23 protein-coding genes are annotated in these 23,722 nt (G+C 43.5%); 11 read left to right on the top strand and 12 right to left on the bottom strand.

Features of this window, described 5'->3' with window-relative positions:
- The first annotated feature begins 9 nt into the window (after positions 1 to 9).
- A complete protein-coding gene (locus DI53_RS18615; protein ID WP_037503458.1) occupies positions 10 to 402 on the top strand; it encodes a VOC family protein in 393 nt (130 codons plus the stop codon).
- A gap of 73 nt (positions 403 to 475) precedes the next feature.
- Here DI53_RS18615 and DI53_RS18610 read toward each other — a convergent pair whose 3' ends face one another.
- Complete coding sequence (locus tag DI53_RS18610) at positions 476 to 934, bottom strand: MaoC family dehydratase (RefSeq protein WP_037503457.1); 459 nt, start codon at positions 932 to 934, stop codon at positions 476 to 478.
- Between the two features lie 203 nt (positions 935 to 1,137).
- On the opposite strand from DI53_RS18610, the gene DI53_RS18605 reads away from it, so the two are divergent.
- A complete protein-coding gene (locus DI53_RS18605; RefSeq protein ID WP_037503454.1) occupies positions 1,138 to 1,584 on the top strand; it encodes a DoxX family protein in 447 nt (148 codons plus the stop codon).
- A gap of 77 nt (positions 1,585 to 1,661) precedes the next feature.
- Here the strand turns inward: DI53_RS18605 and DI53_RS18600 are convergent, their stop codons facing one another.
- A complete protein-coding gene (locus DI53_RS18600) occupies positions 1,662 to 3,668 on the bottom strand; it encodes a M13 family metallopeptidase (protein WP_037503510.1) in 2,007 nt (668 codons plus the stop codon).
- A gap of 184 nt (positions 3,669 to 3,852) precedes the next feature.
- On the opposite strand from DI53_RS18600, the gene DI53_RS18595 reads away from it, so the two are divergent.
- The gene (locus tag DI53_RS18595; protein WP_037503453.1) at positions 3,853 to 4,491 is read left to right on the top strand and encodes a hypothetical protein; all 639 of its coding nucleotides are present in this window, start codon (positions 3,853 to 3,855) and stop codon (positions 4,489 to 4,491) included.
- Positions 4,469 to 4,840, top strand: coding sequence for a hypothetical protein (locus tag DI53_RS18590; protein ID WP_037503452.1), 372 nt, complete (start codon positions 4,469 to 4,471; stop codon positions 4,838 to 4,840). Before DI53_RS18595 ends, DI53_RS18590 begins: the two co-directional genes overlap by 23 nt.
- Positions 4,841 to 4,863: 23 nt before the next feature.
- Here the strand turns inward: DI53_RS18590 and DI53_RS18585 are convergent, their stop codons facing one another.
- Positions 4,864 to 5,448, bottom strand: a complete 585-nt coding sequence (locus tag DI53_RS18585; protein WP_037503451.1) for a PhnA domain-containing protein — start codon at positions 5,446 to 5,448, stop codon at positions 4,864 to 4,866.
- A 184-nt stretch (positions 5,449 to 5,632) separates the two neighbouring features.
- On the opposite strand from DI53_RS18585, the gene ypfJ reads away from it, so the two are divergent.
- Positions 5,633 to 6,502 carry a KPN_02809 family neutral zinc metallopeptidase gene (gene ypfJ, locus DI53_RS18580; RefSeq protein WP_037503450.1) on the top strand — a complete coding sequence of 290 codons (870 nt, stop codon included), beginning with the start codon at positions 5,633 to 5,635 and terminating at the stop codon, positions 6,500 to 6,502.
- Positions 6,503 to 7,155: 653 nt separating this feature from the next.
- On the opposite strand, the gene DI53_RS18575 is transcribed toward ypfJ, so the two are convergent.
- Complete coding sequence (locus tag DI53_RS18575) at positions 7,156 to 8,130, bottom strand: phenylacetate--CoA ligase family protein (protein ID WP_037503449.1); 975 nt, start codon at positions 8,128 to 8,130, stop codon at positions 7,156 to 7,158.
- A 186-nt stretch (positions 8,131 to 8,316) separates the two neighbouring features.
- Positions 8,317 to 9,060 (bottom strand): 3-oxoacyl-[acyl-carrier-protein] reductase, encoded by a 744-nt coding sequence (gene fabG / locus DI53_RS18570; RefSeq protein ID WP_037503448.1) that lies wholly within the window; start codon positions 9,058 to 9,060, stop codon positions 8,317 to 8,319.
- 240 nt (positions 9,061 to 9,300) lie between these two features.
- Here fabG and DI53_RS18565 point away from each other — a divergent pair, with 240 nt between their 5' ends.
- The 3 genes from DI53_RS18565 to DI53_RS18555 all read left to right on the top strand — a co-directional run bounded on the left by DI53_RS18565 (position 9,301) and on the right by DI53_RS18555 (position 12,656).
- The gene (locus DI53_RS18565; protein ID WP_037503447.1) at positions 9,301 to 10,794 is read left to right on the top strand and encodes a malate:quinone oxidoreductase; all 1,494 of its coding nucleotides are present in this window, start codon (positions 9,301 to 9,303) and stop codon (positions 10,792 to 10,794) included.
- Between the two features lie 187 nt (positions 10,795 to 10,981).
- Entirely contained in the window at positions 10,982 to 11,605 is a 624-nt protein-coding gene (pnuC, locus tag DI53_RS18560; RefSeq protein ID WP_037503446.1) for a nicotinamide riboside transporter PnuC, read from the top strand.
- A complete protein-coding gene (locus tag DI53_RS18555) occupies positions 11,592 to 12,656 on the top strand; it encodes an acyl-CoA dehydrogenase family protein (RefSeq protein WP_037503445.1) in 1,065 nt (354 codons plus the stop codon). Before pnuC ends, DI53_RS18555 begins: the two co-directional genes overlap by 14 nt.
- Positions 12,657 to 12,710: 54 nt before the next feature.
- On the opposite strand, the gene DI53_RS18550 is transcribed toward DI53_RS18555, so the two are convergent.
- The 7 genes from DI53_RS18550 to DI53_RS18520 form a co-directional block, all read right to left on the bottom strand.
- Positions 12,711 to 13,532, bottom strand: coding sequence for an integrin alpha (locus DI53_RS18550; RefSeq protein ID WP_131555385.1), 822 nt, complete (start codon positions 13,530 to 13,532; stop codon positions 12,711 to 12,713).
- Positions 13,533 to 13,799: 267 nt separating this feature from the next.
- Positions 13,800 to 14,795 (bottom strand): LLM class flavin-dependent oxidoreductase, encoded by a 996-nt coding sequence (locus DI53_RS18545; RefSeq protein WP_037503443.1) that lies wholly within the window; start codon positions 14,793 to 14,795, stop codon positions 13,800 to 13,802.
- 154 nt (positions 14,796 to 14,949) lie between these two features.
- Positions 14,950 to 16,134 carry a class I SAM-dependent methyltransferase gene (locus tag DI53_RS18540; protein ID WP_037503442.1) on the bottom strand — a complete coding sequence of 395 codons (1,185 nt, stop codon included), beginning with the start codon at positions 16,132 to 16,134 and terminating at the stop codon, positions 14,950 to 14,952.
- A gap of 34 nt (positions 16,135 to 16,168) precedes the next feature.
- A complete protein-coding gene (locus DI53_RS18535; protein ID WP_037503440.1) occupies positions 16,169 to 17,431 on the bottom strand; it encodes an aspartate kinase in 1,263 nt (420 codons plus the stop codon).
- 21 nt (positions 17,432 to 17,452) lie between these two features.
- Entirely contained in the window at positions 17,453 to 18,289 is an 837-nt protein-coding gene (locus DI53_RS18530; protein WP_052072570.1) for a DUF3298 and DUF4163 domain-containing protein, read from the bottom strand.
- Complete coding sequence (locus DI53_RS18525; protein WP_206538059.1) at positions 18,256 to 18,708, bottom strand: GNAT family N-acetyltransferase; 453 nt, start codon at positions 18,706 to 18,708, stop codon at positions 18,256 to 18,258. Before DI53_RS18525 ends, DI53_RS18530 begins: the two co-directional genes overlap by 34 nt.
- Entirely contained in the window at positions 18,695 to 19,396 is a 702-nt protein-coding gene (locus tag DI53_RS18520) for a YggS family pyridoxal phosphate-dependent enzyme (RefSeq protein WP_037503439.1), read from the bottom strand. The genes DI53_RS18525 and DI53_RS18520 overlap by 14 nt, the downstream gene beginning before the upstream one ends.
- Positions 19,397 to 19,475: 79 nt before the next feature.
- Here DI53_RS18520 and DI53_RS19785 point away from each other — a divergent pair, with 79 nt between their 5' ends.
- From DI53_RS19785 to DI53_RS18505, 3 genes are all read left to right on the top strand, one after another.
- A complete protein-coding gene (locus DI53_RS19785) occupies positions 19,476 to 20,165 on the top strand; it encodes a DUF4296 domain-containing protein (protein WP_157836804.1) in 690 nt (229 codons plus the stop codon).
- 8 nt (positions 20,166 to 20,173) lie between these two features.
- A complete protein-coding gene (locus DI53_RS18510; protein WP_037503438.1) occupies positions 20,174 to 22,558 on the top strand; it encodes an endonuclease MutS2 in 2,385 nt (794 codons plus the stop codon).
- 89 nt (positions 22,559 to 22,647) lie between these two features.
- Positions 22,648 to 22,905, top strand: coding sequence for a hypothetical protein (locus DI53_RS18505; RefSeq protein ID WP_037503437.1), 258 nt, complete (start codon positions 22,648 to 22,650; stop codon positions 22,903 to 22,905).
- The last annotated feature ends 817 nt before the right edge of the window (positions 22,906 to 23,722 follow it).

Below are 23,722 nucleotides of genomic sequence, written 5' to 3'. Positions count from 1 at the left end.
TTAGAAGTTATGTCGTTGAAGCTGAAGGGTGTTCACCATATTGCTATTATCTGCAAGGACTACACAAGATCCCTATTTTTCTATCGGGATATATTGGGATTGGAGCTTTTGTCTGAAACATACCGTGCCGATCGTGAATCGTACAAGGCTGATCTAGGTCTTGACGGAAAATATGTGATTGAACTTTTTTCTTTTCCTGCTCCGCCTGATCGGCCATCACATCCCGAAGCGGCAGGACTAAGACATTTGGCTTTCGCAGTGGATGATGTAGCGCATACGATGAAGTCGCTGGAGGAATTCGGGATAGTTTGTGAAGCGATTCGGATCGATTCGTTGACGGAAAAAAAATTCACCTTTACGGCTGATCCCGACAATTTGCCTATTGAATTTTACGAAGTTTAAAAGCTAGTGTAAGGTTACAAAAAAAATCTAATGACCGTCGTCATTAGATTTTTTGTATAATAGAAAGATCTATTTAAGCGAAATGGTAGAGAAACACAACATCTCCAACATAGGCAGGCTTTGGATTATCTTTAATAGCAAGTGTAGCTTCGATGGTAGCTTTTACAACACCACGAAGATTTACGATAGATTTTACTTTTGCTCTTAATTGTACATGGTTATCTACCAATACAGGTTGTCCGAACTTCAGATTTTCGATACCGTAATTGATTTCCATCTTTACATTTCTAACATCCGCAATTTGCTTCCAAAGATAAGGGATCAACGATAACGTTAGATAGCCGTGGGCGATGGTTGATTTAAAAGGCCCGTCAGATTCCGCTTTTTCCTTATCCACATGTATCCATTGATGGTCGAGTGTAGCGTCAGCAAATTTATTGATCTGCGCCTGATCTATCGTATGCCATTCCGACTCCCCAAGCTGCTTTCCTTCATGTGATTTGTACTCTTCAAAATTGTTGATTATTACCATTATAGAAATTTATTGTTATTACCGTTTTGCATGATGACATTCTCGTGTTAAAAGTATTAAAAACTATCGAGAACGAAGAAACCATTCTAAATTTAAGCATGATTTTTGTGCGATATCATGTATAAGCCTATCAACGGATTCGTAAATAGAGGGCAGCCGCACCAAACGTTGCCTTAAATATATTCTAAAAAAGGAGGTATATTATGAACCTAGTACAAAAAATTGAACATTGGGGTGATAGTCATCATCCACGTTGGCTGGATTACTTGCGCATCGTCTTGGGCGTGGTTATTTTCGCAAAGGGCATCGGTTTTGTAAATGATCGGGATACTGTAGCAGAATTATTTCGACAGGCCCACTTTCAGCTTTCTATCTGGTCAGCTGTGCATTATGTGGTATTTGCCCATCTGGTCGGCGGATTATTTATAATCTTAGGGTTTCAAACCCGCTTAGCCGTGATCATACAGCTCCCTATCCTAATCGGCGCCGTGTTCTTTGTCAACATCACGCATGGCTTCAGCTTTTTAAACTCGGAACTTTGGTTTTCTATTGTAGTATTGGTATTGTTACTGGTCTTTCTCGTATCAGGTTCGGGAAAATACTCGCTGGATGAATTGATGAATAAGCCGGGCTACAAGCGTAGCATCTAGGCTATTCGAAGATGCATAAGAAAGGGTGGCCTGTTTGTAGTACAGTGCCACCCTTTACATATTTTAAGAAATAACGACTACCAGATTTTGATACGATCTTCTTTCGCTTTATATAGCTTATCACCTGGTTTCGTTTGGAATGCCTCATGGAAAGCATCAAGATTCACGATAGGCGCAAAAGCACGATACTGTGCAGGCGAATGTGGATCGGTTTTGACTTGGTTTACAACAAATTCATCTGTAGTTTTTGTTCTCCAAATTGTTGCCCATGAAAGGAAGAAACGTTGCTCCGGTGTGAAGCCATCAATCAAGCCAGGATTGCCTTTGTCTTTCAAATACATTTTCAACGCATCGAAGGCTACTGAAGAACCACCAAGGTCACCGATGTTCTCGCCAAGTGTAAAGCGTCCGTTTACGAATACACCTGGTACAGGCTCATACGATTCGAATTGAGCAACTAGTGCATTTGTTGAGGCTTCAAATTTCTCTTTGTCTTGTGGTGTCCACCAGTTATTAAGATTACCATTTCCATCATATTGCGAACCTGAATCATCAAAACCGTGAGAAAGTTCGTGTCCGATTACAGCGCCAATACCACCGAAGTTAACAGCCGCATCTGCTTTGTAATCGTAGAAAGGCACTTGTAGTATTGCAGCAGGGAATACAATCTCATTGTATAATGGGCTGTAGTATGCATTTACCGTTTGCGGCGTCATACCCCATTCCGATTTGTCAACAGGCTTATCTTGTTTGGCTAGGTTTTCTTCAAAACTCCAGCGGCTGATGCCCTTGATGTTATCAAATAAGGACGTTCCCACCGCCAGTTTTGAGTAGTCTTTCCATTTATCGGTATAGCCAATTTTGACCTTAAATTTCGAAAGCTTTTCTAAAGCCTTTGTTTTGGTTTCTGCTGACATCCAGTCCAGCTCTTTGATATGCATATCGAACGACTTGACGAGATATTGCACCATCTCCTCGCAGGCAGCTTTTGCTTCCGGTGGAAAGTTTTCTTTTACATAAAGCTTTCCAAGGAGCTCGCCCACAGTACCGTTAACAAATTCCAACCCGCGTTTTTCCAGCTCACGCTGTTCTTTTTGACCACGCAATTTGCGCCCATAGAAATCGAATGACAGCTCGTCCAACTCTTTTGTTAAGTATCCTGTCGCATCATTCATGACATGAAATTTAAGGTATTCCTTAATTTGCGGGAGATTACTAGGCTGTAAAATTTTGTCTAAATTCTCATAGTATTTGAGCTCGCCAATAATTACGGTATCTGCCGTGAATCCTATTTGTTTGATGTATTTTGCAATGTCGATATTCTTAACCAGCTTGCCTAGATCAGCCACAGCTACAGGGTTGTAGCGTTTCTGTGCATCTCTCGATTCTTCGATTGTTTTTAGGTTTGCCGCTATTTCTTTTTCAAAAGCAAGTACTTTCGGACCCTTCAAATCGCGTGTGCGTTGATCGACCTTGCTATACAAGCTAGAGATAAATTCAGCATATTGCGCTAAAGTTTCGGTATTCTTATCGTCAACTTTTTGATAATAGGACCGACCTAAGCCTAAACCGCCACCACCAAGATAAACCGCATTGATATTGCTGTTTTTCATGTGGGCTGAAACGTAGGCGCCAAAAAATGGATTTCCGCGTTCAGGACCTACTTCTAGTAAATAGGCGTATAGATCATTAAAGTTTTTGATGGCATCGATCTTTTGCAGATATGGCTTAATAGGCGCTGTACCCAGCTTGTTCCGCGTCTCGAAATTTACGTAAGACTTGTAAAGGTCTGCGATTTTTTGACCATCAGTGCCCTTCTCAAATTTGTTATCTAACGACTCTTTTAAGATTTTCAACACGGCCACATCCGTATGCTCACGAAGCTCATCAAAAGAACCCCAACGTGCTTTGTCAGAAGGGATTTCTACGGTCTTCATCCAGTTACCATTTACATAGTTGTAGAAATCATCCTGAGGACGCACGTTGTTGTCCATATATGACAAATTGATCGCCTGATGTTCTTGCGCAAAAGCGAATCCTCCAGATGCAGCCACGATGGCCGCCATAGCAAGAAATTTTTTCATTTTAATAATTTGTTGTTTGAAATTGATGGAGCTAAGCGATCCTTTCATACGACGCTGTGTATTGAGAAATTGTCAAAGCTTCCTATCCTGTTATTTAGTGTATCTCCACAAACTTAGCAAAAGTTGTTCGAAAAGTCCGTAACGATTGCATAGCAAAACTTATATTTTTTGCGTATTTTGCCTTATGCAATGGGAAGTCGATAATCAAAATATAGACGTGCTGGTAACTGAAGGGGACGTAATCGAAATTGCCCGTTGGGATGATTATGCAAAGATTGTATATATTCCAGCGAAGATGCCCAAAAGCGAAGCGCTGTGGTCGATACGGAACTTATTACGTCAGAAGCAGCAAATCATTTCCGCTTCGCCAACGCGGGAACTACACGTTTTTGGTAAGCAGTGGCCGGTGACGTCGATTAAGAAGGGACAAAAAACGTATATGCGCGACGGAACTATTTTCAGTTACATTCCTTTGAACGATAAAACGATTTCAACAGCAAATCGAATTAAATCTGCTTTGTTACAACAGATTGTGTTTGCAGCTATGGACAGGTGGGAGCACTTTTATGCATCAACGGTGGCCGAAATCAAATTCCGAAAAAACGATAGGCAGCCCTTTATTTGTAATCCTAAAACTGGATGCATAACCTTTGACAGCGGTTTGCATCGCTTTAAAATTGATCAAATAGAGTATGCTGTATATTGCGCGGTCAGGTCATTTAATAATCTTGCGCAGGCGGATAGCAAAGTTTTGCAACGCCATTTCCCACATAGAAAAACTACTGAAAAAATATTTTGTTATGAATACGAAGCATACGATTAAAATTGAAATACCGTTAGCCCATCAGTTGCTGATAGATAGCAGGGCAGCATCGGAAGAAATTTTGATGCATATTAATAACGCTGATAAGAGGCGTATCAATGATTACGTAATTGACCAGTTAGCTGATAGGGATGGGGCGCCGGAGCTTATTGATCTGCAGATTGGCAAATTTCAATACGATGAAGGCTCGCAAGCTGGGACCTTTAGGTTACATTTTAAGATAAGTCGTCGTTTTTGCTGTGCTGATACGACAGGCTGTAACGACGACTATATTGACTTTCGGTTTGTATATGGCGATGCGAAACTTCATGCCGACGGGCACTATTTTCAATGGAGCCCAGATAATTAAGATCCATCGAAGTTTAGCTATTATCACGATCCTTTGCGCAAATATTTCGTGAGGATGACGATGGTTTGCCCATCTACCTTACCCTCAATCTGTTCCACGTTGTCCGCCACAAGCCTAATGTTTTTTACCACCGTTCCTAATTTTGCAGTTAGCGTAGACCCTTTTACGTCTAAGGTCTTTATAAGCACGACAGTATCGCCGTCCTGTAGACGCATGCCATTGCTATCTTGGTGAAACTGTACCGTGCCATCTTGTTCGTGGTCACCCGTCGTCTTCGCCCATGCGAGCGTTTCATCATCCAGGTAAAGCATGTCGAGGCTTTCAGTTGCCCAAGATTCCTGTCGCAAACGACTTAACATTCGCCAAGCGACCACCTGTACCGGGGCGTGCTCAGACCACATCGTTTGCGGTAGTTTTTGCCAATGTTTCGCTTGCAGCTGCTCTTTTTTCTCTATCTGATCGATACAGGTCTTGCAGATGTAAATACTTGTGTCTAAAGCCTGCTGCTCATGAGGCGGTACATTATATGTTGTTAAACCAGTTGCAGGGTTAAGACAAAGTTCGCAAGCGTTGTTGCTTCGTTCAATAAGTTGCTTTTCAATAGACATGTGATTCGTATTTGTCCGCGAAAATACAAAAATCTGTCGAGCTATATTTTATATGTATAGGAAATACTTGGCAGATATTTTGCTGTGGAGGGATAAGCAGATGATAAATTAGGAAATAGTCTTGATTGTTCGCTGCCGATAAAAATACGTCAGATAATCTATATTACCCTAAAACTATTTGCATATGAAATGGCAAGGCGGCCGCAGAAGTGGCAATGTTGAAGATAAACGCGGCATGAGCGGCGGGCAAAAATTAACGCTTGGTGGCATTGGCGGGGTGATCGTACTCATCGTCGGCCTGCTTATGGGTGGAGATCCTGCGCAGATACTGGAGCAGATGCAACAGGGGCAGTCTTCTGGCGCCTCAACGGTAGAAACGCCGTATGAATCGACGCCAGAGGAAGATAAATTGTTGGATTTTGCGGACGTAGTACTCGGGAGTACAGAAGATGTATGGACCAATGTTTTTAAAAAGGAAGGGGAGAGCTACCCAAAAACGGTGCTTACGGTTTATAATGGTGCAGTCGAGACGGCGGGATGTGGCACGGGCAAGTCAAGCTACGGTCCATTTTACTGTCCGGGCGATAGGAAGATCTATTTAGATTTGAGTTTTAATAAAGAATTATCACAGAAATATGGTGCAAAAGGTGAGTTTGCTTTGGCTTATGTTATTGCACATGAAGTGGGGCACCATATTCAGAATGTATTGGGCGTGCTGGATCAAACAAATGCCATGCGTGCCAAATTAAGTGAACGCGAGTACAATAAAATATCGGTGATGACAGAGTTGCAAGCCGATTTTTATGCTGGCGTTTGGGCGCATTATGTAAAAGATTACAGCCAGATCGAGCTTACCTACGACGATATTCTCGACGGGATGCGCGCGGCAGCCGCTGTTGGTGACGATCACTTACAAGAACAAGCCTACGGCAGCTCAAACCCTGAATCGTTCACCCATGGCACATCGGAGCAACGCGCGTTTTGGTTTAAAAAAGGTTATGACACTGGCGACATTCAAGCTGGAAATACGTTTAATGATCCATCATTGAAGTAGTTAGTGATTTGTGGCAGTGCGTAAGTAGTAATGCGTAAGTAGTAATGCGTATTGCGTATTGCGTATTGAGTAGTGCGAGAAGTTTAAGTTTCCCATATTTTATCGCTTCTGACCATAATTAATCGCAATGTCGCATTTGAAGTGGTAATGTGTAGTGCGTATAGCGTAGTGAGAAGTTAAACTTTTCTCAGCTTTATTGCTTCTTCCCCATATTAAACGAAATGCCTTTTTATAGATGATAGTATGTAGTACTTAGTATGTAGAAAAGCTTTGGTAGATAGGTGATTGCAGGGGTCATTATTAAACGAAATGTCGCATTTGAAGGAGTATTGCGTAATGCGTATTGAGTAATGCGAGACTTTTAGGTTCCGCTTACCTTATCGCTTCCAACCATTATTAAACGAAATGTCGCATCAGTTTTGTTGCGTCTGTAGTCATTTGCCTTCGCACTATCTAATAAGGATGCAACAAAAATAAGCGACGGGGTTTTGAATACTTTTGCCCTACAAAAGTATTTGCCTTGCTGCGGCATGCGGCGGAAGGGTTGTGCGTTGGACTAACTGTTTTACGAAGAAAACAATACCGCTTACTGCGGCCTGCAGCGGAAAGGTTAGATAACTTGTTTTATAAAGAACTTTTCCTCAAAAAGAAATTTACTGCACTAATAAATTACAGCCTCGAATATCGCTATTATCAAAACGACCTAAAACTTCAAAACTACCATCGGCATAACGCTTCCCTAGATCTTGCGTCGCGATGAATGAGCAGGAATGATAATTGGCTAGATCAATTACATTGATGGCGCCGGTGTTGCCAGAATTGATCAATGTTAGCGGATCATTCGTATCTCTTGTCAGTACCTGCATCCATGCGGGTGTTTTGAAGCGACCCAAGCCAGCAGAGTAGGCCTGTGATAGCAATTCCGTCATGCCATATTCCGAGTGTATGTATGGCACGTTAAAGGCGCGGCAAAGGATGGCATGCAGCTCCTCGCGAACCATTTCTTTACGTTTGCCTTTCATGCCACCTGTTTCCATCACAATTAGCTCTGGAAAGTCTATTTGATGATGCTCGCTGAAATCGAGTAAGGCGTATGTTACGCCGATAAGCAAAGTCTTGGTGCCTTTATTTTTCAGTTGCGAGAGCACTGCCTGCAATTCATCATGATTGTACAAGAAATAACCAGATTCCGGCTGTTTGCTTTGCGCTATTAAGTCATCAACCATAAAAATAAGGGACGAGCCTTCACGCTCGAGGTAAGATGGGAGTAAGGCCAGAATAGCGATATCCCTCGCTTCACCATAAAAGTGCTGAAAGGCTTTTCGGAAACTATCTTCGTACCACGCAAGGTCTGCTACAGGATGTTTGCTCGTACTTACTCCCGTTGTTCCCGAACTGCTAAACAGCTGCACGGGTTCATTCGCCGCAGCGTATATATGCTGACTTTTGAAAAGTTCGATGGGTAGAAATGGAATTTCCCGATAATCGCTGATCGCTTCGCGATTCACGCCGATATAGTCCACATAGCGTCGATACACGGCATTGTGTTGGTACTGAAAATTAAAAACGGACAGAGCGGCTTCTGCAAACTTCAAGTCGCTGTCTATTGAAAATATTGTTGATCGCATAATTGTCGTTTCCGCACAAAGATACGTCAATTTAAACTTTACTAAAGGAAATTTAGCTATCCCGGCGGAATCTTGAATAGGAAAGTTTTGCTTAGGTTGATGATCTGGGATGTAATGTTGAAAAAACTCCCGATCGATACCGATCGGGAGTGTATGTATTTATGGAGCATTCCTTTGGGAATACGTCTACAACATGCCGCCATCTACGGGAATAACTTGCCCTGTTACATAGGCTGATAGATCAGAAGCTAGGAAAAGGCACGCATTCGCTACATCTTCCGCTTCACCGGCACGTTTTAACGGGATATTGGCTTCCCAACCAGCCACTACATTCGGATCCAATACATCGGTCATTTCGGTACGGATAAAGCCCGGAGCGATTACGTTACTGCGGATATTACGTGAACCTAGCTCTTTGGCAACCGATTTGGTGAAGCCGATAATACCCGCTTTTGACGCGGCATAGTTCGCCTGTCCGGCATTTCCCTGCACGCCTACGACTGAGCTCATATTAATGAATGAACCTTTACGATTCTTCATCATCACTTTGGAAGCCGCTTTGGTTACATTAAATATGGATTTCAGGTTGATGTTTATGACGTCGTCCCAGTTTTCCTCGGTCATACGCATCAATAAACCATCTTTGGTTATACCTGCGTTGTTTACAACAATATCTAGGGTGCCAAAGTCTGTTACGATGTCGCTAATAAGCTGCTCTGCTTCAGCAAACTGCGACGCATCCGAACGATAGCCTTTCACTTTAGTTCCAAATCCTTGTAGTTCCGACTCGAGCGCCTGACCTTTCTCTACAGAAGATAAATAAGTAAATGCAACATTCGCTCCCTGTTGAGCAAAAACTTCGGCAATTTTTCTGCCGATGCCTTTAGATGCTCCCGTAACCAGAGCTGTTTTGCCTTCTAATAATTTCATTTTACTAATGAGTTTCCGTTTAAACTAATCCACAAAAATGTTAAATATTCGGATATTATCACAATTTTTTTTCGATAAGCTTGCTATCAGGCCATTCGATAAGTGAGTACGCGCTAACTTGGCAAAGCGCCAGAGACGGCCGTAATTGTTGAAAAAATGATAGCATTAATGAAAGAATTTTGACATTTTGATTGCGCTAAAACCGATTTGAATGTTAATTTTGTACGGAATTTAAGAATCATGGGTAAAAAAGCTAAAAAATCTGAAGTAGATGTGGTGTTAATTGGTGCGGGCATCATGAGCGCAACCTTGGGAACGCTAATCAACGAGTTGAGTCCCGATATCCAGATTGAGATTATTGAACGTTTAGACCTCGTGGCAGCGGAGAGCTCAGACGCATGGAACAATGCGGGTACAGGACACTCGGCGCTATGTGAACTAAATTATACGCCGGAACAACCCGACGGAACAGTTAAGATTGCAAAAGCGATTGATATCGCAGAGCAATTTGAAATTTCTAAACAGTTCTGGACGTACCTAGTGGAAAATGACATCCTTAAAAAACCGGAAGAATTTATTCGTCAGGTTCCTCATATGAGTGCTGTATTTGGCGAAAAGGATGTAAAATTTTTACGGACGCGCTACGAAGCTATGTCTAAGGAAACCCTCTTTAAGGACATGGTGTATACAGAAGATAAGTCTGTATTGAAAGAATGGATTCCACTGATGATGGACCAGCGCGATGAGCAGGAGCAGATTGCAGCGACACGCATGGACATCGGAACCGATGTGAATTTCGGTTCGCTGACCCGTGATTTGATTCAGCACTTGCAAACAAAAGATAACATAAAGCTTTCCTTAAATCAGGAAGTTCGCGATATTGATCGCGAAGAGGATGGGAAATGGGAAGTAGAAATAAAGGATGTCAATAATGGGGAGAAGCGTAAGATCAAAGCTAAATTCGTATTTATTGGCGCCGGCGGACGCTCTTTACTGTTATTAGAAAAATCTGGCATTCCAGAAGCGAAAGGCTACGGTGGTTTCCCGGTTGGCGGACAATGGTTGCGCTGTAAGAATCCTGAAATTATTAAACAGCATCATGCCAAAGTATATGGTAAAGCATCTGTGGGGGCGCCACCAATGTCTGTTCCGCACTTAGATACGCGTTATATCGATGGCGAGCAAGCCTTACTCTTTGGGCCTTATGCAGGGTTCTCTACGAAGTTCTTGAAAAAAGGTTCTTATTTTGATCTGCCAGCGTCCATTAAATTGTCTAATATTCGCCCGATGATTTCTGCAGGGCTGGACAATCTAGACTTAACGAAATATTTGATTACAGAGGTGATGAAAAGCCCGTCCGACAAGTTGGATGCCCTGAAGCAATTTATGCCGACGGCAAAGATGGAGGATTGGGGGATCGAGGTAGCTGGCCAGCGCGTGCAGGTGATCAAAAAGGATCCGAAGCATGGCGGTATCTTGGAATTTGGTACAGAAGTCGTATCAGCGGCAGATGGTTCTATTGCAGCACTATTAGGCGCATCTCCGGGGGCATCGACATCGGTGGCTATCATGATCAATTTGCTGAAACGATGTTTTCCTGAACGCGCCAAATCGGAACAATACCGAAATAAGCTACGCGAGATGATTCCATCATGGGGCAAAAAGCTGAACGATGATGCCGCGCTTTGTGAACAAGTGCGTCAGCGCTCTCAAGAGGCATTAAAATTGTCGTAGACAATTAATTAAATACGTATATATTTAACAATCGGGGTGCACGTCAGTGCTGAGAACATACCCATTCTCGTATGACAATACGGGAGGAACCTGATCCAGGTAATGCTGGCGTAGGGACAATTTCCTTTCTTACTTGGCTGTGCACCGCGCAAAATTTTACACTTCACATTGGCGGTAACTTCTTTACATGGCTGAATTTTTAGATAAATTACTGGCGGCTTTACAACAAACCTCTTGGCTGGAGCGCTTTGCTGTATGTTTCGGTATTATACAAGTGCTGCTTTCAAGCCGTAATAAAATATCAAATTACTTTTTCGGTATCCTATCCATTGTACTCACTATCTCTGTTCTTTTTCAGGCACGCCTCTATGCAGAGATACTACTAAACCTGTATTACCTTATCATGAGCTGTTACGGCCTTTGGTATTGGAAATACCGTAACGTAAATCACGCTGTGCCTATTACTCGATGCTCTCGGAGCGATTGGTTTACGGTTCTGTCTATTGTCGTTATTGGCTATGCCGGCTTATTTTTGTTTTTAAGTTATTTTACGGATTCCGATGTGCCCATAATGGACGCTATTGTATCCAGCACAGCTTGGGCGGGCATGTGGCTATTGGCGAGGCGAAAGTTGGAAAATTGGATATTGCTGAACATCAGTAATTTCGTAGCTGTCCCCTTATTATTCTATAAAGAATTGTACCTCTTCGGCTGCCTCACTATCTTTTTGTTTATCGTAGCGATCTTTGGTTATATACGCTGGACAAAAATTATGGAATATCAACAACAGACAATACATGAGACTCACTAAAGAGGTAACAGACCTGATTCAAGACGAGATTATTCCCAGTATTGATAAGAAAATGCTGACGGAAAATTTGCTGAACCTTATTTACGATAAGAAATGGTTTAATATATGGGTTCCAAAATCTTACGGCGGGCTGGCCTATAGTTTGGAAGCAGGCTGTAAACTATTGGAAGAGCTTGCTTACCTCGATGGAGGTTTTGGATGGACGATAACATTATGTTCCGGCGCAAACATGTTTGCAGGCTTTCTTGAACCCGCGTTAGCCGCTTCCATATTTCAAATGCCTAACGTATGCTGGGGTGGGAGCGGCAAGCCATCTGGAAGAGCAGACAAGACCAAGGACGGATACCTGATCAACGGATATTGGAAGTATGCGACCGGTGCACCACATCTTACTCATTTTACGCTTAACGCCTGGATATATGAAAACGGTTCAGCGAAATTAGATGAGAACGGAGAGCCCGTCTATCAATCTTTCTTTGTGGATCGCGATGATGTGCTTGTACACTACGATTGGGATACCTTTGGGTTGGCCTGCACAGCGAGCCACAGTTTTTCGATACAGCAGCTTTTTGTGCCGGCTAATCGTACTTTCGCTATACAACCCGCCGCTCGTATCGCCCAAGGTAAGTTGTTTGAAATTCCTTTTATGGCCTTTGCGGCATGCACTTTAGCAGTAAATTATATCGGGATGTTTCGCCGGTTTCTTGATGTACTGGAACGACAACTGATGGTTAAGGCACAGGATCCCAGTCGGGACACCCAGCAGTCGAAACAGATATTGAAGGCGGTCGATCAGGCTAGGCAAGCGATTGAAGAACGTTCCGATCGATTGTATGAATTAATGGGAGCGTTGTGGTGTAGCGATACTGTCGAGGAAGATCTTGTGGAAGAAATTATCATGCTGAGTCGTGATTGCGTCGCCACGAGCAAGGCGTCTATGGTCGAACTGTTTCCAAATGGAGGCATAGCGGCAGCGCAATGGGATAACGAATTAAACATTGTTTTTCGCCATTTCTTTACTGCCACGCAACATAGCTTGCTTCAAAGCTAGATTGATTGATTTTTCGATACGCACGCCTGATTTGTTGGTTGGAAACGTTAGTAATCAGCAATCAAATTGGCGCGCCGCTTCGTAAGCTTTCACTCTGCCGTTTGAGATGTCAGTAGATAAAATAAGTAAAGTACGTTCTTCCTCATAATGCCTTGGAGCAGAAATGATAAAATCCGGCAAATTATCGCCATCCAGATCGCCTACAAAGAGGAGTTCGATAAACGTGTCATTAAAAGACTCTTCATCCACCAAAGTAAAGATATTTCCTTGAGGTCCGGTTAGCTGCAAAGAATAATTGCTCACGCTATGAAAAGCATAAGTTTGATCCGCATCGTCGGTGTATGTTTCCGAGCCGTTGATTGTGCCTTTCCCCGCTAAGGTATATTCTACGCCGTGACATTTAAACGTTGTATTGACGCCTGGCCATAGCAGCTCTTTTGAAATGCTAACAGCGCTTTTGATACCTGCCTTCAGTCTACCCGGTTGGATAAAAAGTATAGTCTTGTTTTCGGTTTTTATTGATTTAGTGTTCACACCGGCGCAATCGTCAAACCCATTTTCGATAAGGAACGAGAGCGGTTTAATATCGACATCTTCACCTTTTGCGAAAATCTCTAGCCAGGTGGTATCTATTAGTAACGTCGGATCATCAGCGTCCTCCCAAAGGCGGTAGGTGCCTGTCAACATGGTTTTTCCTTCAAGCAGCTCTGGCGCAATGCTATTTTCAGAGGCAAAAGCGTTCGTTGCGCTACTCAGGCTGTCCGGTTTTGTATAATCTGCAGCAGACATGACATTCTGCTGCCGAGGTTTAGATCCTATATTCTGGCAAGATAGAAATAATAACAAGGCAAATGGTGCCGGTAAATACTTGTGCATAGCTTTTGTTAGGGAAAACACGTTGATGTTAAACGCTTTAATAACATAAATGTTTGCATCAATTTGAAATCCCTGCATTTCACCCCATACCGAAGATTGCTGCGCGTCGTTCCTCCGACTCGCAATAGCGCCTGCTTTTATTCAACTTAAATATTTCAATTCGCATTACGCACTACTCCATACCGAAGATTGCTGCGCCGTCGTTTCTCCTACTCGCGATGACGTTCAAGCCGAAAAACCCGTCGTTGCGTTTGCAATAAATGAAGATCAATTGCCGTTTAATGCTTCGCTAATGATGCGGAAGGACTCGAGTCTTTTACCAGCATCGAAAATATAGTTTGTCGTCATAATTTCATCAATTTGATATTCTTTGACGAATGCAGGTATTTGCTCCGCTATTACCTTTGCATCGCCTGTAAAAGTACAAGCCGTCATGTTGTAAACTGCTTTTTCAATTTCCGGAATTCCGTCGTAAATCACTTTTTCTGTCGGCGGAGAGAGTGGTCGCCGATGGTTTGTCAAGATGCCAGCAAACATATTAAACAAGCTAGTAGCGAGAAAATCTGCCTCCGCAGTGGTTTCTGCAGCAATGATGTTAACGCATGCTATGAAATAAGGCTTATCCAAATGACGTGAGGGTTTAAATTCTTTGCGATAAATTTCCGCAGCTTGTGCAAACATCGCCGGCGCAAAATGCGCGGCAAATGCGTAGGGGAGACCCAGCTCCGCAGCCAAATGTGCTGAATCGGTGCTGGATCCTAAAATATACAAAGGGATATCTAAACCTTCTCCAGGAAATGCCCGTACTTTTTCGTGCGGATTATCGTTCTCAAAATACTGTTGCAGGGCAAGCACATCATCTTTGAAGTAAAACGAAGTGTTTAAGTTATTACGGCGTAAAGCCATTGCCGTCACTTGATCCGTTCCTGGCGCGCGTCCAAGACCGAGGTCGATACGGCCAGGATAGAGGCTTTCCAAGGTGCCAAACTGTTCTGCAATAACCAAGGGCGCGTGATTGGGCAGCATAATACCCCCAGATCCGATGCGGATATGTTTTGTTCTTTCCGCTACATGGCCAATAAGAACAGAAGTGGCTGAACTGGCGATATGTTCCATATTGTGATGCTCTGCAAACCAAACGCGCTCGTAACCTAAGTTTTCAATATATTGTGCACCTTCCACGCTCCGCTCAATGGCTTCTTTTACCGTATGGCCTTTACAAACGGTAGCGAGGTCTAAGGCTGATAGTTTTATTTTATTCATGGCCTAAAAATACACGCTTCATCGAAGGAATTTGTAATGGCTTTGTCAATCGATAGCTAAGGTTGTAAAGCTTGACATTGTGCAGACTTTCACCGTTGTCAACAGACGCGGCAGCATTATTTTTTAGGAATGTGGGGCTGTTAGATTACAGCGCTTAGGCTGTAAATCGAGTGCAGAGGATGGCCACATGTTCGCCGCCCTGCAATGTGCAAAAGTAAAGGAAGTCTGCGCCGCCATCAGCAATTTTAAATTTCTTCCGGATATCCTCTACGCGCAAGGGAAAATTTTTAGTGACAACATTCGCTTTGGTGACCGCTCTGTTTTTTTTCAGCTTACTGAGCGGATAGATATCCAATATACGAAAGCATCGACCCGGGAAATCTTCGACGTACCGATCGCTTGTATATAAATGTGTATGCTGCTGCAATTTAAATAGTTCAAATGCCAACCCTATACATTTAAACGCGCCAGCCTTTGTTATTGCCACGTCTGGATCGTAGAGGTACTTTTCCGGTGCTGCGTAATGAGCCTCGGCTTGTTGCTCCTGCGATGTCGTGAATGTAAAGCGCTGTTGCTTCCCTGCGGAAAGCCTAATGGCATGCAACTGTACGTCGCCAGTAAATCCCTTATCTTGCACAAAAAGAAGTTCTTTGCAATCATTATCTACACTAACGATATAGATATTGCGCACGTGATCCAGTTGCTCCATAGCCAACGAAATGTCCAATAAGGGAGCAAGCTTCGTGATGATGCATTGCGCCTTTGCAAAAAAGAGCGCTTGCAGCTTGACGATGTTTGGTTCGCAATCGGCTAATCGAAAAACTTTTTGTTGGGCTACCCGCCGCGAGGGGTCTATATAGATGAAATCGACTTTTTCTTTCAGGTTTTCCAAATATTCGATGCCATCGCCACTATGGCACATTGCATTCGTCAGGCCCAGTTGTTTGAAGTTATGTTGTACAATCGTAGATAGCGCAGGATTTATTTCGCAGTGCGTAACACGAGCACCTTTCCGCGCGAAGTAATAACTATCTACTCCAAAGCCCCCAGTTAAGTCGATAAGAGATGCACCGGGCTGAACCAGCGATGCTTTAAAATATCCCGTTTCACCAGAGGAGCACTGCTCCATATTAAGCTTTTCCGGATAGTAAATACCGGGGGTAGTCGTCCATTCCGGAATTTTCTTGGCGGCACGCTGCCGTCCATCAATTTGTTGGGCAAGTTCTTGGCTCGATACATGGACAAACGGACTTTTTTTCAGTGCCATATCAGCCGCCGAGCTTTGCTGCTTTTCCGAGAGGTAATTTTGGACGTCTGTCGCTAATATGCTTTTATTCACAGCGTACTATTTTTTGATTTATCGCATTGGCTTGCTAGATCTTCTTCACCAGTAACTGGCACGTATAACTATCTTTAAGCTCTCGAATAATCTGTTTGTTCACCAGCACCCGATCGATAGTTTCTTGGTTGAAATAACGAATCGTAATGAGTTCCAGTCCTTTCTCCACAGATACCTTATATCGTTTTTCCAGCTCTTCCAAAAGCGTGTCAATATTCTTTCCGGTATCATCGATCGCTACACAAAAGCTGATGGCACTATTGTGCATCATATTAATTTTTATGCGGTTGCTGTGAAATAGGTTAAAGATGTGCGAAAGGTTGTCTTCCACGATGAAAGAGAAGTCGCGCGGTTGTATATTGACAAATACCTGATTCACCTTAAAAATAAACGACGGCACGGGAAGACCCTGATTGGTGCTTCGGATGAACGTGCCTGTAGCAGCTGGATTCACAAAGGAGCGTACGTTGAGCGCTATTTTTTTATTTTGCAGCGGTTTGATCGTTTTTGGGTGTATTACCGTTGCTCCGTAATATGTCAGCTCGATAGCATCCGTATACGAAAGCTCGGGAATAAGTTCTGTGTGGTCAAACCATTTAGGATCTGCATTCAGGACGCCAGGTACATCTTTCCATATGGTGATGTCCTCAGCGTTCAAGCAGGAAGCAAATATGGCAGCAGAGTAATCAGACCCTTCGCGACCGAGTGTGGTCGTGAAATTCTCGGACGTAGAACCAATAAAGCCTTGCGTGACGATCACAAAATCATCAAGTACAGCGGGCAGATCGCGGCGGATCTTCTCTTCAGTTTTTTCCCAATCAACGACTGCTTCTCGGTAGGTATTATCTGTTAGGATATAGTCTCGAGCGTCTACCCATTTTACCGGGATGCCCTTATGTTTCGCATAGGCCGCTAAAATTTTGGAAGACACCATCTCGCCGGTAGACACGATTTGATCATACAGGTAGTCGTATGAATCTTGCGGCTCTTCTTCAAGTACCCATTCCACTTCGACAAAGCAGTTGGCTATTTCATCAAATATAGGGTGTGCGGGATCATGAAATAGGTGTGCCAAAATATCTTGGTGCCAAGCTTTTACCTCTTCTAAATACGTAAAAGCTTGGCCGGTCTGATCGACATAATGCTGCGCGACCTCGCTAAGTCGATCGGTCGTTTTTCCCATAGCTGAAACCACAACGAGCAGCTCGTCTTTTTTGTAGTTTGCCATAATATGGGCCACATTTTTTATACTTTCCGCATCTTTTACGGATGCACCGCCAAATTTAAATACCTGCATTTATTTCTATTCGGTTTTAGGTTAAATTGCTTTCAGAAGCGTCTTCGCCCGATCTGTCAATATATCTTCTATCTCGCCATAGGGCACAATTAATGTCGTTCCACCTTCGGCGTATGACTTTATCTCGTATGGATTATAGTGAAACAACACACCGTCTTTCGTCAGTCCGAAGTTTTCCGGGAGGGCAAAACTATCAAAAAAATATTCGGCACCGTAGCTAGCGGTATCGCTCAAATTCTCCAGTTTTCGGAAATGGCGTTCCGCGATAGACAGGAATTGAGTACTATCTTGGATGACATCGCCTAAGGTAAGTCGCTTTCCTTGCTGTATGTCATAGGAAAACCACAGTTCAATCTCCATTCCATGGGCGCCACCTGTATAATCGTTGATCGCATTTCGCAGGGTCAAGATGCCTGGCCGATTCAATATCACCCGGCAGTCTTGGTGTTTAAACCACGACGGGATATCTGCATTCCCTGCATCAATCTGCTCTTCGGCATATTCATTGAAGCCGCCCAAGAAGCTTTCGGCAACTTGCTCTGCGGTGTTTTCACCATCAATAAAGATCGCCCGTTTGACCAATTCCTGGATCGGGGGGTGGAAGATAGGATATCGTGCAGTAAAAAGTGTAGAATCGACGCTGCTTTCGGTGCCAGAAAAATAAGGACTAAAATCTTTGAAATACGCCAGTTCGTAAGCTAGCGTGTCAGCTGCGGCAGCTCCCCCGGCGGCGTGTGCAGATTGCTCCGTTTTATTCTCCGAAAAACAGCCCACCATGAAACAAGTAGCCAGTAAGCCAAAGCTCACCGCAATACTTCTGTTAATTAACCCCCAAAATTTAAAGACACATTCACCCATTCGCTATCAAAATCAGCTTCATACTTTTTGTAAAAATTTATCGCAGGTTCGTTCCAGTCTAACACTTGCCACATCATTCCACTGAATTTTTGCTCCTTTGCATACGCTATCGTGCGATCCAATAAGAGCTTACCAATGCCTGCACCGCGCTCAGCTTCCGTCACCACCAAATCTTCCAGGTATAGGCGGCGACCCTTCCAAGTGGAGTAACGTATATAGTACAACGCCATCCCTACAATTGTTTCACCTCGTTCGGCTACAAATGCTCCCCAAACAGGTCGCTCCCCAAAACCGCTGGCTATGAATTCGTCCATCGATACTGTTACAGCATCTGGCGCTTTTTCATAAATGGCCAGTTCCTTTATAAGATCGAGCATAGCCGCGCAATCGGCCCTTTCTGCAGTTCTAATGTTCAGCATCTTTATTCTTGTAATGCTTAATAACCCGTTTCCCAAAAATTGTACTGCCTAAGCGCACCATATTGCTGCCATTCTCGATAGCTAATTGATAATCGGATGACATCCCCATGGAAAGTATGCTGAAGGAATCTTCCTGTCTGTAGAAGCTGGCTTTGATGCCGTCAAAGAGCATTTTCAGTTCATAAAATTCATCTTTGATGACCTTCTCATTGTCCGTATTCGTCGCTATGCCCATCAGCCCGCGGATGCGCACGTGCTTTAAAGCTGTGAACTCGTCGTCCCGAAGCAACTCGATTAATTCTGCATGATCGAGACCAAATTTTGTATCTTCATCAGCAATATAGACCTGAAGTAAACAGTCGATAACGCGGTTATGCTTTCCGCCGTGCTTATCAATCTCCTTGAGCAGTTTTATGGAATCCACGGACTCTATAAGCGAAACAAAAGGAGCAATAAATTTTACTTTGTTTGTCTGCAGATGGCCGATGAGGTGCCACGAAATATCTTTGGGCAGCGATTCGTATTTCTCCATCATCTCCTGAACCATATTCTCCCCAAATACGCGTTGGCCAGCATCGTAAGCTTCCTGGATATCTTCTACAGGCTTCGTCTTCGATACCGCGACCAGCGTTACGCCGATCGGTTGTAGTTCTTTCTGTAACGTTTCAATATTTGTTGTTATGCTCATTCCGTATTGTTTTCAACCTTCAAAAAACTTAAAACTGGTTATTCAGATGCGTTTTCGTAAATTTGTACAAACTTACGAAATGCAGCGCTTATTACTTATTATATTGTCGTCGTTTTTTTTGCTGATTTCCTGCAAAAAATCTGCGCCAGAAGGAATTTTGTCAGAAAAGAAGATGGCGGATTTGATGGCGGATGTGCATTTGCTTGACGGATACCTAAACATGCTTCCAATAGATAGCTCGCGCAAGATCATTGACGGTTTATATGCCGAAGTGTTTGATAAATATGGTATCGATTCTACGTTATTCACCCGCAACTTGCGGTATTATTTAGGCAACCCCACGATGGCGAAGCAGGTTTACGCGCAGGTTAACACGAAGTTAAGCGGTTTGGATCGCACATATCGCACGAACGATTCGTTAGCGAATGCCCGACTAAGTGACAGTGTGCGAATCGCTCAGCGCTTTGTTCGCCTCCGGAATGAAGCTCAGCAGCTATTATTTCGAGTAGACAAGGATACAACAGCGTTAACTTACCGCAATTATAGTAATGAGTTCATACGACGCACCGGTTTGTCGATTCAAGTTTTTCAACAAGAAGGTATTCCTGTTAGTGACCCTGTTCCGTTACAAGAGGCTGGCGTGCGACAGCCTGCCGAGGTATCTGCTGAGCCAGTAGAGCCCAAAAAAATGCCACCCGTAAGCACACCTGTCGATGCCAGGCAACTACCTGCTGACCGACGGCAGGATACGCTTTCCACAGTTAATTGATTATTAATATGATTTTTCCGAATAACGCTATAGATAAGTTGGGCTTTCTTGAGATCAAAAGTCTGATCAAAGAAAAATGCCTTAGTGAGCCGGGGCGCGAGATGGTGGAGAAAATCCAGCCTCAAGTAAAACTTGAGCAAATAGACCGTTTTCTGCGCCAAACCCAAGAATTTAAAGATTTATTGTTACACGATGCACCGTTGCCAGTAGATCACTTATACCCTATAAAGCCTTTGGCAGAAAAGGCACGAATAGAAGGCGCGTTTCTGGCGGAGGATGAATTTTATCGGGTATTGCTGTCACTCCGTACCGTATATGCCGTCATTCGCTATTTTAACGAACGAGAGGGGCAGTATAGTAATTTGACACTGCTCTTTGAGCATCTTCCGATTGAAACAAAGATTGTGCGGCAGATTGAGTCTGTCATCGACGATCGGGGAAAGATGAAAGATAATGCTTCGCGTTTATTGCTGGATATTACCCAGCAAATACTAAAGAGCGAACAAGAAGCTCGAAAGCGTATAGATCAAGTTTTCAAACAAGCTCAAAATAATGGCTGGACGGCTGATGGAAACTTAACTGTTCGTGATGGACGATTGTGCATTCCGATTTTAGCAGAAAACAAACGGAAGCTGAAAGGCTTAATTCATGATGAATCTGCAACCGGACAAACAGCTTATATAGAGCCAGAAGAAGTTTTTCACCTCAATAATAAGGTGAGGGATTTGGAGTTTGAACGTCGTCGTGAGGTTATTCGTATTTTGACAGAACTTACCAGCGAGTTACGTCCGCACGTACCTCTTCTATTATCTTATCACGGCTTGCTAAGCAAGCTTGATTTTGTGCGCGCTAAGGCGCTTTTTGCTATTGATATTGAAGCGGAAATGCCCCAGTTATCCAAGGAAGCGGAGATTAATTTAGTCAATGCAAGGCACCCGCTGTTACTGATCAACGCTAAAAAAGATCAGCAAATCGTTGTTCCGTTACATATCAAGATCGATCAGCATGATCGTGTCATTTTAGTTTCCGGGCCCAATGCTGGCGGTAAGTCCGTATGCATGAAAACGGTAGGGCTCCTACAGTTGATGGTACAGTCTGGCCTGCTCATTCCTGCGGATGACACATCGAAACTTGGTATTTTCAAACAGATCTTTGCCGATATTGGTGATGATCAGTCGATCGAGAGCGACTTGAGTACATATAGCGCGCATCTTTCTAAGATGAAGCATTTCACAGAATTTGCAAATGCACGCACGCTCGTTTTGATAGATGAGTTTGGTACAGGAACCGATCCGCTGTTTGGCGGACCGATAGCGGAAGCTGTACTGGAATCACTTAATAAAAAGGATATTCGCGGCGTTATCACAACACACTATTCGAACTTGAAAGTCTTCGCGAGCAATACGGCTGGGTTGGAAAATGCGTCGATGCTTTTTGATAATGTGGCTATGCGACCGCTGTATATTTTACAGGTGGGTAAGCCCGGCAGTTCCTATGCCTTCGAAATTGCGCAGAAAATTGGCCTTCGACCGGATATCTTGGAATCAGCAAAGCAAAAAATCGGTACGCAGCAAAAGAAAGTTGACACCTTATTGGTTGACTTGGAACGTGATAAAAGGCTGGTGCACGATACCAAAATTGCTATCGGCAAGCGTGAAAAGGAGTTGGAAACACAGAAAGCAGAATACGAGCAGCTACAAAGCTATTTGGAAGAAAATAAGCGTCAGCTGATTCGTGAAGCGAAGGATGAAGCGCGGCAAATTCTGAAAGATGCCAATAAGCTGGTCGAAAATACGATATCCGAAATAAAATCAGCACAAGCGGATAAAGAAAGAACGCGCGAGTTGCGGCGTGAGCTGCATGCCGCCGTGGATAAGAATACAACAAAAAAGCCAGTAACGAAACCCATAGCAACTCCCGCGGGAGCAGCTGACGCGGATGAAGCAATTGAAGTTGGGGATTGGGTGAGGTTGGTGGATGCCGATACGGAAGCGCAAGTCATGGAGGTGTCGAGGGGCAATAACCTGATTTTAGCATTGGGCGATTTACGCACGGTTGTTAAAAAGAATAAGGTTGTCAAACTGCGCGGCAAAGAAAAAGCCAAGGTGGTAAAAAGACATCGTTCGCTGTCTACATCGTCTGTTGCCGATTTTCAACCGGAGGTGGATGTGCGTGGTATGCGTACAGAGGACGCGTTGCGGCAGCTGGAGACGGTGTTGGATAGAGCGGTTATGATCGGGTATCCCACACTCAAAATCTTACATGGAAAAGGGGATGGCATACTACGGAAGTTCGTTCGCGACTACCTTCGGAAATACAACCACGTCTCACATTTTGAAGACGAACATGCCGATCGGGGTGGCGATGGTATCACTTATGCTTACATCAGTTAATAAAAAAGCCTGCTAGCCTTCCAAATCTAGCAGGCTTTTTGTAGTATGTTAGGCGATAAACATGTTTTATCCTAGTATACGTAAATAATATGCGAAATTTAATCATCCTTTCCAGTATCTCTATTTGTTTGTTAAGCGCCTGTTCGGCAAGCAAACAATCGGCTAAGCTTATCCAAGATTGTCCCGAAGAAAAAATCGTAAATAAAATGCCTATGGTGCAAACCGAAGGCAAGGACGATAAACCCAATACCTATTTTATTTATAAAGGAGAGCGGCGCGAGCTTGCAGAGTTTGATGAAAAATGGCTGCAGGAAAATTGTGATATTAAAGAAACGGAGGTTCATTAAAGCAAGGTTTTATTGACAAAATCTAGTTTTTTCAAAGGATTGTCCAATGCACATCCCTTCCGCCGCATGCCGCAGCAAGTTCCAGTTTCTGTTTATAAAACAGATTGTCCAACGCACATCCCTTCCGCCGCATGCCGCAGCAAGTTCGGGTTTTCTGTTTACAAAACAGATTGTCCAACGCACATCCCTTCCGCCGCATGCCGCGGCAGGGCAAATACTTTTGAAGGGCAAAAGTATTCAAAACCCCGTCGCTTACTTTTGTTGCATCCTTATTAGATAGTGCGAAGGCAAATGACTACAGACGCAACAAAACTGATGCGACATTTCGTTTAATAATGACCCCTGCAATCACTTATCAACCAAAGCTTTTCTACATACTAAGTACTACATACTATCATCTATAAAAAGACATTTCGCTTAATAATGGTTGGAAGCGATAAGGTAAGCGGAATCTAAAAGTCTCGCATTACTCAATACGCATTACGCAATACTCCTTCAAATGCGACATTTCGTTTAATAATGGTTGGAAGCGATAAAATATAGAATACCTTTCGCATTACGCGCTACACATTACTCAATACCAATCCCAGCCCACATCCTTTCCGTCCTTAGCCAGGACATGGCGTTCCTTTTGTAGGGCAAAAGGAACCAAAACCCCGTCGCTTGAAACCTTTGCAGGGGAGGTTTGTGCAATGGCAAATGACTACATATTGCAAAGCTTTCGAGGCGACATTTCGTTTAATAATGGTTGTAAGCGATAAGTTAAGCGGAACCTAAAAGTCTCGCATTACTCAATACGCATTACGCAATACTCCTT

Origin of the sequence: Sphingobacterium deserti (assembly GCF_000757725.1) — a bacterium.
GTDB classification, from domain to species: Bacteria; Bacteroidota; Bacteroidia; order Sphingobacteriales; family Sphingobacteriaceae; genus Sphingobacterium; species Sphingobacterium deserti.
This window is presented reverse-complemented; position numbering and strand designations above follow the sequence as displayed.